Below are 15161 nucleotides of genomic sequence, written 5' to 3' on the forward strand. Positions count from 1 at the left end.
CTCCCATACTGCGTGCGGTGTTGCGAAACAGCGCTTTTGTCAGCGAATGTTACAGCTGCGCGTTGCGTTGTGTAGACGTTATCTGATTCAGGCTCATATTCAAGGTCAATACGTTGACCACTGGCGGGCCGATCAATGGACGCCGGGTGTTGGCTTCGATCAGCGCCTGAACCCTGTCCAGCGGCAATTTCCGCGCAGCAGCCACGCGTGCGGCCTGCCAGTCCGCCGCTTCGGGCGACAGGTGAGGATCAAGCCCGCTGCCGGACGTGGTCAGCAACGCCAGCGGCACAGGGCCCTGACCGGGAACAGCCAGTTTCGCAGCGTCTTCAGTCACACGGGTCTTCAGTGCCGGGTTGCTCGGTGCAAAGTTGCTGGCACCGCTGGCAACCGTTGCGAAAGCACCGGCCGAAGGACGCGGCTGGAACCACTCATCGCCGGTAAACGACTGGGCGATCAGCTCGGAACCGCGCACCTTGCCCTCGTTGTCATACAGCAGACTGCCGTTGGCCTGCGCCGGGAACGCCACTTGCGCCACACCGGTCACCACCAGCGGATAGGCCACGCCGGTGATCAGACTCATCAATACAATCAGGCTCAGGGCCGGACGCACTACATTCGACATTTCTACATCCTCAATCAGGTGAAGCTGCACACCGACCGGCGTGCAGCTCGGTCATCCACTCAAACCAGGCCAAACGCGACCAGCAGCATGTCGATCAGCTTGATCCCCACGAACGGCACGAAGATGCCGCCCACGCCGTAGATCAGCAGGTTGCGACGCAGCAGGTGCGCAGCGCTCGCCGCCTGAACCCGCACGCCACGCAGGGCCAGCGGAATCAGCACCACGATGATCAACGCGTTGAAGATGATCGCCGACAGAATCGCACTCTGCGGGCTGGCCAGTTGCATGACGTTGAGCACGCCCAGTTGCGGATAGATCGCAGCGAACAAGGCGGGCAGCACCGCAAAGTACTTGGCCACGTCGTTGGCGATGGAAAACGTGGTCAGCGCGCCACGCGTCACCAGCAACTGCTTACCGATGTGCACCACGTCCAGCAGCTTGGTGGGGTCGCTGTCCAGATCGACCATGTTGGCCGCTTCACGAGCCGCCTGAGTACCGTCGTTCATGGCCATGCCGACGTCAGCCTGCGCCAGTGCCGGGGCGTCGTTGGCGCCGTCGCCGCACATGGCGACCAGACGGCCTTCGCCCTGCTCCTGACGAATCCGCTCAAGTTTCTTCTCCGGAGTGGCTTCGGCCAGCACGTCATCCACACCCGCTTCTGCCGCAATTGCGGCAGCGGTCAGCGGGTTGTCGCCGGTCACCATCACGGTGCGGATGCCCAGCTTGCGCAGCTCTTCGAAACGTTCGCGAATGCCCGGTTTCACCACGTCCTTGAGGTGAATCGCGCCCAGCAGACGGCCATTGGCGCAGACCAGCAGCGGCGTACCACCGGTCTTGGCGATCTTGTCGACTTCACGTGCCAGCGGTGCAGGCAGGTCGCTGCGCTGCAGGTTGATAAACGCCAGCAGCGAATCCACCGCGCCCTTGCGATACACATGGCCCTGGTAGTCCACACCAGACAGTCGCGTGTCCGCACTGAACGGCACGGCGGTCACTGAACTCAGCGTCGGCTCGTTCATCGGGTGCAGGTTGCGCAGGAATTCGACGATGGATTTGCCTTCGGCGGTTTCATCGGCCAGCGAAGCGAGCAAGGCGCCCTCGCCCAATTCTTTGGGTGTCACACCGGGGGCTGCGTAGACGGCGGCGCAACGGCGGTTGCCGAAAGTGATGGTGCCGGTCTTGTCGAGTAGCAGAACATGCACGTCACCCGCAGCTTCCACGGCGCGACCGGACTTGGCGATCACGTTGAGGCGCACCAGTCGGTCCATGCCCGCGATACCGATGGCCGACAGCAGGCCGCCAATCGTGGTCGGAATCAGCGTCACCAGCAGTGCCACCAGAAACACCAGCGGCAGGCTGCCACCGGCAAAGTGGGCGAACGGCTGCAGGGTGATCACCACCAGCAGGAAGATCAGCGTCAGGCCGATCAGCAGGATATCCAGCGCCACTTCGTTGGGCGTCTTCTGACGCTTGGCGCCTTCCACCAGCGCGATCATGCGGTCCAGGGTCGATTCGCCCGGGTTGGCGCTGATGCGCACCAGCAGCCAGTCGGAGACCAGCCGGGTGTTGCCGGTCACGGCCGAGCGATCACCGCCGGACTCGCGGATCACGGGGGCCGATTCGCCCGTGATCGCCGCCTCGTTGACGGCTGCAATGCCTTCGATCACTTCGCCGTCGCCGGGAATCATCTCCCCGGCTTCGACGCGCACCACATCGCCCTTGCGCAGTTCGCTGGCGTTGATAGTGCGCAGGCTGCCGTTCTCGTCACGGATGCGAGCCTTCAGGCCTTCGCTGCCCGCCTTGAGACTGTCGGCCCGCGCCTTGCCACGACCCTCGGCCAGCGCTTCGGCGAAGTTGGCGAACAACACGGTGAACCACAGCCACAGCGCAATCTGCAACGCGACCGAGGTCGACACCTGTGGATCGGGAATGAAGCACAGCACGGTGGTCAGGATGGCGGTCAGTTCCACCACCAGCATCACCGGCGAACGCTTGAGCAAACGCGGGTCCAGCTTGACGAAGGCTTGCACCAGTGCCGGACGCCACAGGGCCGACATGCCGGTTTTGGCAGAAGTCTGAGCGGTTTGGGATTCGGCCTGTCTGGCAGAAGAAATAGGCATATTCATGGTCGGTTCCTCAGAAACCCAGGCTCAAGTGTTCGGCAATCGGACCCAGTGCCAGCGTCGGCAAAAAGGTCAGCCCGCCGACCAGCAGAATGGTCACCGTCAGCAATGTCACGAACAGCAGGCCATGGGTCGGGAAGCTGTCCTGACCCTGCGGTATGCTCTTTTTCATCGCCAGACTGCCCGCTAGGGCAAGGACCGGCAGGATGTAGCCGAAACGGCCGATGAAGATCGCCAGACTGAGCATCAGGTTATGGAAAACGGTGTTGGCACTGAAACCGCCGAACGCCGAGCCGTTATTGGCTGTGGCCGAGGTGTAGGCGTAAAGCAACTGGCTGAAGCCATGCGGACCGGGGTTGCTGATCGCACCCGCAGGACCGGGAATACTCGCGGCGATGGCGCCCAGCACCAGCACGCCGACCGGCATTACCAGCAGCGTCGCGACCAGCAGCCGCACTTCCTGAGCCTGCAGTTTCTTGCCCAGATACTCTGGCGTGCGACCGATCATCAGGCCTGCCAGAAACACCGCAATCAGCACGTTCAGCAGCATGCCGTTGAGGCCGACCCCGACACCGCCGAAGATCACCTCACCGACCATCATGTTGACCAGCGCCACCATGCCCGACAGCGGATTGAGGCTGTCATGCATGCCATTGACCGAACCATTGGAAGCCGCGGTCGTGGCCACCGACCAGAGCACGGTGCCGGTGGTGCCGAAGCGGGTTTCCTTGCCTTCCAGCGGTGCGGTCTGTTCGACGCCTGCCAGATTCAGCATCGGGTTGGGCTGGTACTCGGCCCACAGTGACACCGACCCGCCAATCAGCAGCAACGCCAGCATGCAGCCGAGAATCGCACGGCTCTGGCGCATGTCCTTGACGTAATGGCCGAAAGTGAACACCAGTGCCGCTGGGATCAGCAGGATGGAAACCAGCTCGAACAGGTTGCTCCAGGCCGTCGGGTTCTCGAACGGGTGCGCCGAGTTGACGCCGAAGAAGCCGCCGCCGTTGGTGCCCAGTTGTTTTATTGCAATCTGGCTCGCGGCCGGACCCATCGGCAGGCTCTGATCGGTGCCTTGCAAGGTCAGCGCATCGATGTAATGGGCGAAGCTTTGCGGCACGCCCTGCCAGACCAGAAACACGGCCAGCACGATGCTGATCGGCAGCAGGCCGTACAGTGTGGCGCGAGTCATGTCGGCCCAGAAATTACCCAGGCTGTTGGAAGAACGACGGCTGATGCCTCGGCACAACGCAACCAGCACAGCGAGGCCGGTGGCGGCGCTGACGAAATTCTGCACGGTCAGGCCGACCATCTGGCTCAGGTAACTGAGCGACGCTTCGCCGCTGTAGGCCTGCCAGTTGGTGTTGGTAATGAAACTCATCGTGGTGTTGAACGCCAGTGACCACTCCATGCCGGGCAACTGCTGCGGGTTGAGCGGCAGCACGCCCTGCAACAACAGGATCGCAAACAACAGGACAAAGCCCGCCAGATTGAAGGCCAGCAAGGCCCAGGCGTACTGTTTCCAGGACTGTTCCACCCGTGGATCAACGCCGGATATCCGGTAGCAGGCCCGCTCAACGGGTCCCAGCACAGGCGTCAGCCAGGTGCGTTCGCCCTCCATCACTCGATAGTAAAAACGCCCAAGCCAGGGTGCCGGCAACAGCAGCAGCACGAGAAAGGCCAGGATCAACAGATAGTCATAACTGTGCATGGCCGCTCCTAGTTCTGGTCGGCGCGCAACAGCGCCACCAACAGATAGATGAACAGCCCGACTCCCATCAACAGAGAGATACCATCCATAACGCTCATTGCAATTTCCCCATGATCAGCCACATCGGATACGGCGATGGCCGTGTAATGGCATTGTCGTGAACAGAGGCGTAAAGGAACGAGGGCGAGGCAGCCTGGGAGGTATAAAGAAAACGTAAAATTCTGTTTTGCGGCGACATGAAACGGCGGGAGGTGTCATTTCTGTCAGGTTTCAGGCGGGTTCTGGCGCGCTAAGGTAGCGGACGGTTTTCATGGACGAGGAACCTGCGATGAACCGCACCGAAACACCTGTTCACCTCAACCCGCTGACCAGCGAACCTCAGGTACGCCTGACGCCCAAGGAACGGGAGGCCCTGCATTGGTCTATGCTCGGCAAGACTGCCTGGGAGACGTCAAGAATCCAGGATTGCAGCGAGGCCGCGATCAACTTTCACTTATGCAACATTCGCCGCAAGTTCGGGGTTTGCAGCATGCGCGCGGCGGTGGTCAAGGCGATTGAGCAGGGCCTAGTACAGCTAAATTGAAACCACCATCCGAAGCACTTCACTGAATGAAAAGGCGGCTCGAAAGCCGCCTTTTAAAAATCGAATTACCGAACAAAATCAGTGATTTCCTGGACAGGATTCAGTCATTGAGACTGCCTGGTCCTTTTGTTCTCCTGCGAGGCCAGGTAGGCGTTCCTTCTCTCCATATCCTGCGCTGTTCCGCTCGATTCGGCGGGTTTACCTGCGGCTCGCTTCGATTCAGCAGTGTTTATATTCTGAACCTCGTCGACAATATTCATTCGTGACTGCTTTGTAATTCCGGGCTTTCCCTTGAGCGCCGTGAGCGCCTTCAAGTCAGCCCGTGCCTGTTCGGCATCAGACAGGGCCACGTCTCTTTGCGCCCATTTCTCATTCAGCTTCTTCCCGGAGTAACCCGCTCTTTCACTCTTGAAAAATGACGCCTCAGCACGATCCGCCACGTTTTGTCGATGCTTAGAAATCACATTGAAGTTTTCGATATCCGTTGATTTTACGGTCCGGAGACGACTCACCTGTTTTCCTTTCCCAAGGGATGTGAATATACCGGGCATGCCATTGGCACCCGCAGTACCCACCTTCAGCGTTGGCTTGATGCCCAAGGCGCGCCCCAGCCCTGACCAGAAACCATGCCCGGACGGATCGACACCGTTGACCGGATCCCCCTCGCAATACGCATAGGCGTTCACACCGCCCTCGTCGAACGGACTCAGGCTGTCCGGACTATGAAACTTCATCAGTACAGGGTTATAGGCCCGATAACCGTTGCCCAGTAATTGCCAGTCGGTGCCCGGTTCACCGTACTCACCGTTGAAACCGGCGCCTCCCTGCTTCGATCCAGAGGCGGTTCGATAGCCATACGCGGTGTAGGCGCTGGGTTCAACCGTACCGTTCCCCACGCCGTACAGCACTGTGTTGTTATGATCACCGGCTGTCATGCCCTTATCGGTGTCAGCCAGTAAATGGGGGCCACCGCGCAAGTAAGAACAGGGCTTGTCCCCTGTCAGCCGGGTAGACAGTTGTCCGGCATTGTAAAAGCGTTGGTCATCACCATGGCCACTGAGCGTATCCAGCGGGTCATAACGATAGTCTCCAGTATCAACAGGTCCACCTCCGGGAGCGCTGACAGAGGTCAGACGGTTGAGCGCATCGTAGGTCAACGTCCGTTTTGCTTCGTCCTGCAGCAGGTTTCCGTCGGCGTCGTACAGCAGCTTGATCTCGGCAGGATAATCTGGATAGCTGTTGGACACTCGGCTCAGCTGTGTCGGGTCCTTGTCATTTTCGAAATGATAGGTGGCAATATTGCTGCCGCCGTCAAATACAGTACGCACCTGGGTCATGTTGTCGAGTATGTCGAATCGGAACAGTTGCGATGTGATGGCCTTCCCGTAGGCATCCACAGGAGGTTGACTGCCCGAGCAGGTGTAGCCGGTCAGCCGACCACGAGAGTCGTAGGAATACACTTCATCACGCAAGAGGGTGTCACCCTGTTTGAGGGTACGTTGCTTGAGCTGGTCGGTGTTGTCCCAGACCTGAGTCATGACTTGAATCACACCATCAAGATCGAAACTGCGCTGTGTCTCGCGACCGAAATCATCGTACTCCAGAGCGGTCATTACCTGCTGCTCACCACTGACCGTTTCAATGCGCTGAACCTGCCCCAATGGATCATGGAAAAAGGTACCGCTGATGGCGTCTTGCAGCTCTGTTTTCTGGATACGTCCATACGAGTCGTACGTGTAGGTCTGCACTTGGCCAAGCACATCCTTGTACTCCAGAAGACGCCCCTCAAGGCTGTACAGGTAATGCATCGTATGTACTTCGGTTCCGGAAGTCCGCGTTTCGCTCTTGAGTTCACCATTGCTGAAATACTCTCGACCCAGCTTCTGGTCCTGCTCATCGCATTCCATCAATCGCGCGTTTTTCGGGTCGTATCGGTAAGCGGCGCTGATAGGGCTGTCGACAATAGTGCGTTGCAACGGCTCCTCACCCAGCGCGGGGTTGTAAACGTAATCAATGGTTTGCCCTCTGGCGGTTTCCACAGAACAGGGCCGGGACTGTCCCGTTTTGAATTTATAGGTCTGTTTACGCCCCCCCGTTACCGTGCGCCAGCGACGGTCCAGGCTGTCGAACGCCTGCTCCCCAAGCACATTGTCATTGACGGAAATCAGGATGGGCAAGTCTTCGATGCTGTGTGGGGCATAGGTGCGTTTGACCACAGCCTTGTCGGGAAGAATGTGTTGCACCTGGCGGTCAAAGGCGTCGTAGCGATAACCCGTAACATGATTCAGTGCGTCGATTTCCTCGGCCAAACGGCCCAATCCGTCGTAATGAGAGAAATGGCTTCCGCCGGACTGTTCCAGACGGTCGAATCGTTCGACGCTGGTCGGATCGCCGAACAGGTTCAACTGCGTCACGGTCAGGTTGTATTTCTCGGTTGCGTCAATCGAGTGCTGCAGCCATTCACGTGTCACCGGCCCATCCGGACTGGCAATCTGGTCTGTTTCCTTGAAGCTCACCACTCCATCCGGCCCGGTCTCACTGACCTGCTGGCCCCAGTCGTCGTAGCCGAAGTGGCGGGTCAGCTTCAGGGTGTTCTGGCCGATCATCCAGTCGATCTGCGTTTCGCTGATCAGTTGTCCACGGCCATCGTACTGCGCCGCATAGGTGTCGCGCAGGGCATTGTTGCCGTCGGCGTCCTGACGCAGTTCCCTCACCACCCGGTTCAGGCCGTCCAGTTCGCTGCGCACTGTCACGTCCTTGACGTTGACCACTTCCTGCCACGCCTGATCCTGATCATGGGCCGCCAGGTGATAGCGGTAGTTGCGCGTCGCCTCGTACTCTTTGTTGCCCGGCGCCACGGTCTCGGCCACGACCCGGCCCAGCGCATCGTACTGGTAGCGGATCTCCACGTCGGTGTCGTCACGGGTCAGCAGCGCCTCGCCACTGAGCAGCGAGTGTTCCAGGGTAATGATCTTGCGCTCGTCATCCAGGCTGCTGCTCAGGGTCTGGGTGGTCCTGAGCACGGTTTCCTCGACGTGGCGGGCGGCGGTTTTGACGTAGGCGTAGTCGGTCACGGTGTCGATGCCGTTGAGAGTGAAGCGTTCCTGCAGTGGACGGCCGTGGTTCAGGGCATCGGCCGGATCATTGATGTAGGTGCGTCGGGTGAGGTGCAGCGAGGTTTCGTGCGGTGCTTCCTGCAGGAGCGCTGTCTCGATGAGCGCCACGAGACGAGCGGCCATCGATGGGGCCAGGACGTGCTGCAGCAGGCGGGTCACCTCTTGCGAGGTTTCCTGCCTGGCCGCAGAGGTCTTCGCCGAGTCGACCTGCAGCAACGCCTCCTCGCTCAGTACCAGCCAGGGCCGGTCGGCACCGCTCACCGGGGGCAGAGCGTCGTAGCGGTAGCGGGTGCGCAGCACTGGCGACGGATCGCCGTGAGTGGATGCGGCCGGGGTCACGGTGCGGCTGGCCAGCTGACGCACGAAGCCTTCGGGGTCGGGCGGGCAGAGTCCGTTTTCGCCTTCAGCCGGGTACCAGTTGCTGGTCTCGATCACGCCGTTGGCCTGGACCTGTTCTAGCAGGTTGCCGAACGTGTCGTAGGTGGTGGTCACGGTTTCGTGGCGCACCCGGTTGGCATCGTCCAGTGAAGACCAGGTGTCGGTGGCGGTAAAGGGCAACTGGCAGTACGCCGGTTGCTGATCAAAGCTCAGCTCGTCGTCGGCATGGTAGACCGTTGAAGTGGTCTTCACGTTGCGCCCCTGAGTGACCCGTTGCTCGGTCATCAGGTGGAAGCGGTTGAACGTACGCTCGATGCGGCGCACGGCCTGCCCACCGTCCATCAGGGTTTCGGTGGTGCCATACAGGTAGGCCTCGGTGATCCGGTAAAGGTTGTCCAGACCGTTGTCTTCGAAAATCAACCCGGCCGCGTCATGGCCGAGGAAGTTGTGGGTGTCGGGTACTGTCGCCGTACCGTACATATAGTGCACTTCGACGGGTGGCTGACCGTGACCGGGGTCGCTGACATGGCGGTTGACGCGAGGCAGGCCGGGGCGTCCGGTGGCGCCGGGAAAGGCATGCCCGGCATCGTCGTAATACAGGATTTCGTGAGCACCGGCGGGGGTGCGCACTTCGCTGATGCACAGCAGGCCGTTCAGGGTCCGGTAGGTGAATGCCCACCTGGCCTGCTCCTCGGTGGGCAGGACCAGGCGTGCGACGCGGTGGTCGGCATCCGACAATTCCAGCACAAAGCGCACATTGACCTCATCGGGGTGCAGGCGCACCTCGACGGCACCGGAGCTGCGGGTCAGGCTCAGCAGGCGGCGTCGGGAATCCCAGACCTCGCTGAGCAGGGGCTGGCCGTTGAAGGTGTCGTAGGCCAGCGTGACCGCACGACCGTCGGCGGACTGTATCTCGACCGGCAGGGCAACCGGCTCGGCGGCGCTGCCGAGCATCTGAAGGATTTCCACCAGCCCGGACTTGTGCGCCACCCGGTAAAAACCGTTGCCCAGGTCATAGGCATGAAAGCTGTCGAGTTTCTGCTCTTTCATGAGCAGGCGTCCGTCGGGGGCGGTTTCGGTGACCTTGAAGGTTTCGCCGGTGCCGAGCGAAAGGATCTGCGAAGCGGGACTGAACTGCGACAGTTGCAGACTCCAGCCCATGCCGTAGCCGGCGTCGCGGGTGTTGAGGGGGCTGAAGGCCAAGGCCAGCGGCACGGTGGGGCCGGCCAGGTCTTCGGTCTTGAGTTCGGGCAGGGCGATGGACACGGTATACAACCCGGTGCGCGGGTCGACGCCGCCGCTGATGAAACTCATGAAGTTGAAGGCATTGGAATGCAGGGAGGTAGAAGTCGTCATGAGATAAGCCTCAAGCCAAGGCGTGGCCCGTCAATGCCGGACCACACCCGCAAATGTGAAGATTCAGATAACACTCAGGAGCAATTTATTTCGGCTGTTGGCGACTTCCATGGGGGCGAAAGCCAGAGACAGGTGATGGCGATTGCCATTCTTGTCCAGGAGCTTGATCATCAATGGTGCTTCCAGCGACTTCGCTACAGACGAGCCCTTGTAAAGCACGTTACTTTTGCGAAAAAGACTGATCAGCAACTGTCCGACACCGACTTCCTCGGGGGGCTGGATAGGAACAGGAAGCGCAGGCACAATAGAAGGCAACCGGCTGTCATAGAGCATGACGGACTTATCAAACCTGCCTTCTTCGTCACGGAAGATGTATCCGGTATGACTGAACATGTATTCCCATTGACGCCGACTTTCCCACTGAAGCGTCGACTGATTGCCCTCAAACTCGCAGCGTAAGAAGCGAACGGGTTTGCCATCTCTGCCAACGAATTCCAGATACCAATAGTCGGTGGTATCGAGAAAATAATCGTAATCTTCCTGCTGCGGCGGATTGTTGCCATTGCCATCAACACGCTTGGGTGAGAATGTATAATTATTGCTTTCGAATTGCGGCACCGTCACAGGAACAGGTTCAATGACACGGGGAGCCGTCTGGCTCTGTTCATTGGAGTTGTGTTCGCCAAAAAACGCATCAATAAAGCGCGCATGAAAGATCTCGGGGTCGCTGGCACGGGTGTGCAGATACACCCGCCGCCGGGTAATGCCACCGCTGACGTCGAAATGTTTTTCGTTCATCGCCGGTGACACAGCGCCGTAGCGGTTGAAGCGATTCTCCTTGTTGCTGACAGCCCAACGATAAACAGCGTCGTCTGCGATCCCCTCTTCGTTTTGCGACAGATAATTCAATGCCTGACCACTGTCGCGATGGACGATGGTAAGACTGCTCATTTCTTCTTCCGTGATGGGATAGCTCACTCCATCGACCGGTTTGGTCTCGACCTCGACATCGACGGCGATCTGCTGGTAACCATTGCCCAAGGCCCGAGTCTGATCAGCAGGGATGGTCAACTGGAAGTTCTGCAATTGGGTCCAGGACTGCGCCTGCACGAAATCACTGAGCTGGATAACGCTGTAGCCAGTGAGTAAAACGTTACCGTCATAAACGAATTCACAGCGCGCCACGCTCGTCGGCGAGCCCAATTGCGCCGGTGCCGTAAACAGCCCATCGGGACTCACGGTACCGTCGCCACTGATAACGCTCCAGCGCAGATTTTCAGACGGGTATTCTGAAGACGCAACCAACTGGACAGTGCCCGAATGCCCCAACCCGAACACGTGCGATGGCGTGACCTCAAGATGAGGATTACTGGCCAGCAACAGCATAGACGCCTCAGCCCTGAGCCCTGAGCGTTTATCCTGAACCTCAACGCGCTGCACGAGCATACTCTGCGAGTCAGGCAACGTAACGGGCGGGGTGTAGGTCGCCTGGTTGCCAGCGGCGACCAGACTTCCCTGTTGCGGATCGAGCAAGCGCCAGGCGAGTTCCCCTTCATCCAGGCTTACAGCAAACAGCTGCGTAGCACGCGGGGTGCTACTCAGATAGTGAGCGCTTACCTGAGGCGCTACGGTAATTGCTTCCAGTACAACAGCCACAAGGGCGCTCGCTCGACGCTCACTGCCGCCCGATGGATCTCTGTAAGTGGCAGTGACCACATTACGTACAGTCTGCTTGCCTAGTTGCGCAGGAAGTACACTCTGGTACATGCCCGTGTTCGAAATACTGCCGGCGTTCAACATGTTGATGCTGCGTACGCTCCATTGCACATCGGCTGCCTTGATCGTCTTGCCGACCTGACGCACATTGAATTGCTGCTTATTACCAGCGTGCATGACCTGGAACAGAGGTTCCAGCGTGATACTGGTCAGTGTGGGATCGATATTGCCGAAAACAATCAGGTCTTTCGGGGTATGTCGGGAGCTTTCGACAAAGACGTGCTCGCCAGGAAACAGTAGACCGTTGAGTAGATCGAGACGTTCCGGTTCGACGTGCTGAATCATGTCGTGGGACACCACCAGCGCAGCCGAGTACAGATCATTGCCCTCACCATCCTTGTCGTCGGGGATGAAATAAGGAAAACCACTGCCTTCTCCCGGAAAATACCCTGGCGAAGGCTTGTCCCTGAGGGCGATGAAAATCAGCACACCGCCTTCACCGTAATTGGACGCTTTGACATGTTTCGCACCCGGCGCAGCCTGGGTCCGGATATGAAACGTGGTCGGACTCAGCGGGTTGTACCCCTGAAGTTCCAACGTACCGAGTTCAAAGACACGCTTGTGGCGTGGCAACGCCTTCAGAACACCCTCAAAGGCCTCTCCTATCCGGTTCCGGGCGTTGAGTTGTTCACCCAGATTGCAGCGGAAATCCAGACCATTATTGAAGTCCAGCGTCACGCGCCCACGTGCGTCCACCTCGCCGACGACAAGATGAAGATTGATACCCATCTCCAGAATGTAACCTTGCGGTTCGGACAGTGTGAAACTGGACAACAGCCTTTTAGGGCTACCAACCGGACTTGAGAATACTTTTACGACACCGGACATGATGCCCAATTTCAACGTCGCACGAGAATTGTCCAGCGAAGCCGTTTCGAACGAGAGCAGCGGTTTGCTCAAAATGATCGAATCCAGTTCCATCCATTCTGTCTGGTCATCCGTCAGGTCAATGCGCTGAATGCTGAATGCCGGCAGAAAACTGAACTCATCGAAGCCGGCGACGAACTGTTGCTCCAGCAGGCGGTTGAGTCTGGCTCGACCGAACATGCAGATTGCCCCCCAGTCCTGCGTGGTTTCACGCGCCCGCATGTATTCGAGTAACTGGTCTTTTGAGTTGCTGACGGCCAACGGTTCGACCGTTTCAATTTCAGACTGCCGCAGATTCAACCGCGCTGTATTGCTGGACGGGTAGTCAAACAGCGGCAGCGGCAATAACATGAGGCCCCTTGCTTTGAAACCAGGTATTGACAAAGTTGCCAGGACAATGGCAAACCGATTGTCCAGGACCTCTGGCTGAGTGAAAACGCCCTCTTCTATTGCGCCACTTCCTGCCAGTATCTCCCAGTCAATAACATCGTCGCTTATGTACCCTTCTTCTCCTTTCGCGCGCAATCTGGCCTGGTTGGGTGGTAAGGCTGCAGAAGCCTCACGCACAATGCTCAGGGAAGTATTAGCGAGCAGTGCCATGACCCAGGCCGAGCGACTTTTACCCGTCAGTTCGTTCCTGACCACGATCTCATCAATGACATAGAGCAGGCCTGGGTCGGCGGGAGGGGGGGCAGGCGCCGTATAAACACACTTGCCGTTCGTGCCCATCTCCAGCTTTCCACCATTGCCGGGGGTACGCAGCGACCAGGTCAGCGCCCCAGTACCACGAGTGCCGGCCGATAGAGTGCGCGAGTGAGTAGCGCCGCACGTCTGGATCACAGGGCTGACATTGATGTCGCTGACCACAATTGATATGAGAGCCGCACTGTGGTGAGCTCCGATCGTCGCCGTAACTTTGACCCGAGTAAAGGTACTCTTGATGCTGGATGGAGCAGTGTACAGCCCCGTAGAGGTAATAGTGCCCACGTTCTCAGCGCTGCCCGAAATACTTTCCACCTTCCAGCTCGAAACCGGCTGCCCGGCTGGCCGGGTGACGAACTGCTGGGTATCACCAATACCCACCAAAGGTTGCAGCGGGTCAATAGTGAAAAGAGTCACGTCAGCCCCCACCTGACCAAAAATGGCCATGTCACCGAGCAGGGCAAAATCCTTCATAACAATTTTGCTATTTCTGAACAACAGTGACTCCAGCACGAACGTGCTGACGGGCGGGATATGCCGAAGGGTGGACGGCACCTTCCGTCGCATATCCTCAAGCAGTTGGTCAGCAATATAGGGGCTGTATTTATTAAAGCCGTCTACTGTAGCCGGATGGCTGTAATTTTCTTCATGAAGCGCCAGCCTAAGCGACCCCGCTGTATTGGAAGTTTCGCCGGGCTCTATCATACCGGTCGTATGATTCAGCGCATAACTTCTTGACGCCTGCATAGTGTGCACTGAATAAACAGACCCCTCAACGACTTCCTCACCTTTGCTCAAAACAATTCGGCACGATTGCGTCTTATCATTCTTCACATACCGGACTTCTACGAGGTTATCCCTTATCGTAAAATCCATATATTTACCACCCCCATAACCCAGCTCGAAAGGCGTCCCCATCCAGCCACGCCAATTATTAGTCACTTCCGGCATTCCATAACTTGAATCGCCCAAATGACCTCCATCAGGGTGCATGATGCAAAAGCCTGATGTGTCGGTACTGTAAGTCCAGGCACCTGTTCCAAAATCGTTTTGCGCAGCATGTGCAAACACTTCCAGCAGCGTCTTATTACCGAGCACTACCGTTGCATTGAAATCCTTTCCTGCATCATTGGGGATAAGGTATTTGAAACTTCCATCGGGATTACCACCATTGGCAGCACCCTCCATCGCCACAAAAACCAATACGGCACCGTCGCCATAGTTTTCGGCGCTGCGCGATTTTGCTCCGGGTGCAGACTGGGTTCTGATCTTGATCGTTTTAGGATTAAATACGTTATCTTTTTTCCGAACGAATTCGCTGAGCACCATGATTCTTTTGGCGTCAGGTAACGCGTCAAATAATTGTTTGAAGAAAAGACCGCCCAACGTCTGTTCTTCCGAGAAATCAGAATAACTCAAGCTGAAATCGCTGCTTTTTTTCAGGTCCAGCACCACCTTTCCCGCGCTGTCAACATTGCCGGGCACATCCACCAACTGCAGTTTCAGCGTCAGTTCGGGACCGTTCAGCGGGTCGACAATTTCCACCCTTGTCACGTTCAGCCCGCCGACAACTTCCTCAAAACTTACCTGGGTGCCTCCCACTACCTTCATGGTCAACCGGGCATCAGGGATTTCCTGCTCCACATTGGCGATATCGAATGACAGCCGTGGATAATCCATCACATAGTCGGTGATGTATTGCCCTTGAGTGTTGGAGCCCTTGATGTAGCCCTGCGCGGCTGGAAGATAGGTATCGTTGCTGAAACGTTCGATATATTCCTGAAGCAATACCGTATTGGTATCCGCCCGATTGAACGCCAGAATCGCCCCCCAGCCGAGCGTGCGGGGTTGTTCGCGCATCCACGCGATGAGTTGTTCTTTTGAATAGCCAGCCATGGCCAGTTCCTCTTCATGAGTGTGTGCTTCAGGG

At 58.0% G+C, this 15161-nt stretch carries 7 protein-coding genes; 1 reads left to right on the top strand and 6 read right to left on the bottom strand.

What is annotated here, in order from left to right:
* Nucleotides 1–49: 49 nt before the first annotated feature.
* Genes kdpC through kdpF form a run of 4 tightly spaced genes read right to left on the bottom strand, consistent with a single transcriptional unit; the run spans nucleotide 50 to nucleotide 4551 of the window.
* Nucleotides 50–622, bottom strand: a complete 573-nt coding sequence (gene kdpC, locus AC0IXS_RS04415; protein WP_122669175.1) for a potassium-transporting ATPase subunit KdpC — start codon at nucleotides 620–622, stop codon at nucleotides 50–52.
* Between the two features lie 59 nt (nucleotides 623–681).
* Nucleotides 682–2742, bottom strand: a complete 2061-nt coding sequence (gene kdpB / locus AC0IXS_RS04420; RefSeq protein ID WP_424481804.1) for a potassium-transporting ATPase subunit KdpB — start codon at nucleotides 2740–2742, stop codon at nucleotides 682–684.
* A 16-nt stretch (nucleotides 2743–2758) separates the two neighbouring features.
* Nucleotides 2759–4453: a potassium-transporting ATPase subunit KdpA gene (gene kdpA, locus AC0IXS_RS04425; protein ID WP_057410098.1), complete on the bottom strand. Its 1695-nt coding sequence runs from the start codon at nucleotides 4451–4453 to the stop codon at nucleotides 2759–2761.
* An 8-nt stretch (nucleotides 4454–4461) separates the two neighbouring features.
* Nucleotides 4462–4551 (bottom strand): K(+)-transporting ATPase subunit F, encoded by a 90-nt coding sequence (gene kdpF, locus AC0IXS_RS04430; protein ID WP_004882540.1) that lies wholly within the window; start codon nucleotides 4549–4551, stop codon nucleotides 4462–4464.
* Nucleotides 4552–4781: 230 nt separating this feature from the next.
* Here kdpF and AC0IXS_RS04435 point away from each other — a divergent pair, with 230 nt between their 5' ends.
* Nucleotides 4782–5036, top strand: coding sequence for a helix-turn-helix transcriptional regulator (locus AC0IXS_RS04435; protein WP_057410100.1), 255 nt, complete (start codon nucleotides 4782–4784; stop codon nucleotides 5034–5036).
* A gap of 104 nt (nucleotides 5037–5140) precedes the next feature.
* Here AC0IXS_RS04435 and AC0IXS_RS04440 read toward each other — a convergent pair whose 3' ends face one another.
* Together AC0IXS_RS04440 and AC0IXS_RS04445 are read right to left on the bottom strand one after the other, a co-directional pair.
* Complete coding sequence (locus AC0IXS_RS04440; RefSeq protein ID WP_471823948.1) at nucleotides 5141–9886, bottom strand: RHS repeat domain-containing protein; 4746 nt, start codon at nucleotides 9884–9886, stop codon at nucleotides 5141–5143.
* A 63-nt stretch (nucleotides 9887–9949) separates the two neighbouring features.
* A complete protein-coding gene (locus tag AC0IXS_RS04445) occupies nucleotides 9950–15127 on the bottom strand; it encodes a hypothetical protein (protein WP_449124182.1) in 5178 nt (1725 codons plus the stop codon).
* Between the last annotated feature and the right edge of the window lie 34 nt (nucleotides 15128–15161).

Source organism: Pseudomonas sp. AC016 (genome assembly GCF_979253365.1).